The sequence below is a fragment of the Rhodococcus sp. NPDC004095 genome, assembly GCF_053604015.1.
Map to the genome: position 1 here is coordinate 1 of NZ_JBSGGS010000032.1, position 1205 is coordinate 1205.

General features: G+C 65.7%; 1 protein-coding gene and 1 pseudogene. Both read right to left on the bottom strand.

Annotated elements, in window-relative coordinates:
* A pseudogene (gene nodQ, locus ACWEPG_RS28395) lies at positions 1-506 on the bottom strand (bifunctional sulfate adenylyltransferase/adenylyl-sulfate kinase NodQ); the annotation flags it as partial.
* Positions 506-1205: sulfate adenylyltransferase subunit CysD (gene cysD, locus ACWEPG_RS28400; RefSeq protein ID WP_452595857.1), on the bottom strand; the 700-nt coding region annotated here is incomplete at its 5' end. The pseudogene nodQ and the gene cysD, both read right to left, overlap by 1 nt.

Genomic DNA, 1205 nt, shown 5'->3' on the forward strand with positions numbered 1-1205 from the left:
AGGTCGAGCTTGTTCACCGCGAGCACCACGTGCCGGATGCCGAGCAGCGAGACCAGATACGAGTGCCGGCGGGTCTGGGTCAGCACGCCCTTGCGGGCGTCGATCAGGATCACCGCGAGGTCGGCGGTCGACGCGCCGGTGACCATGTTGCGGGTGTACTGCTCGTGGCCCGGGGTGTCGGCGACGACGAACTTGCGCCGCTCGGTGGTGAAGTAGCGGTAGGCCACGTCGATGGTGATGCCCTGCTCCCGCTCGGCGGCGAGACCGTCGACGAGCAGCGCGAAGTCGAGGCCCTCACCCTGGGTGCCGACCTTCTTCGAGTCGCTCTCGAGCGCGCTCAGCTGGTCCTCGAAGACGAGCTTCGACTCGTACAGCAACCGCCCGATCAGGGTGGACTTGCCGTCGTCGACGCTGCCGCAGGTGATGAAGCGCAGCATGGACTTGGTGGCGTGCTGGGCGAGGTACTGCTCGATGTCCTCGGCGATCAGGTTGGACGAGTGGGACATCAGAAGTACCCTTCCTGCTTCTTCTTCTCCATCGAGGCGCTGCTGTCGTGGTCGATGACGCGGCCCTGACGCTCCGACGTGGTGGTGAGCAACATTTCCTGGATGACGTCGGTCAGGGTTGCGGCCGTGGATTCGACGGCCCCGGTGAGCGGGTAGCAGCCGAGGGTGCGGAAGCGGACGCTCTTGAGTTCGGGAACCTCCCCGGGCCGCAACGGCATCCGGTCGTCGTCGACCATGATCAGGGTGCCGTCGCGTTCGACGACCGGCCGTTCGGCGGCGAAGTAGAGCGGCACGATCGGGATGTTCTCCTGCCGGATGTACTCCCACACGTCGAGTTCGGTCCAGTTCGACAGTGGGAACACCCGCAGCGTCTCGCCGGGCGAGCGGCGGACGTTGTACATGTGCCACAGTTCGGGTCGCTGCCGCTTGGGATCCCAGCGGTGCTCGGCGGAGCGGACCGAGAAGACGCGCTCCTTCGCGCGGGACTTCTCCTCGTCGCGTCGGGCGCCACCGAACGCCGTGTCGAACCTGTGGAGGTCGAGTGCCTGCTTGAGGCCCTCGGTCTTCCACATGTCGGTGTGGGTCGACGAACCGTGCGTGAACGGATTGATCCCCTTCTCCACGCACTCCGGGTTCTGGTACACCAGCAGATCGAAATCCCCTGCGGCAGCGGACTCGTCACGCAGCTTGTACATCTCC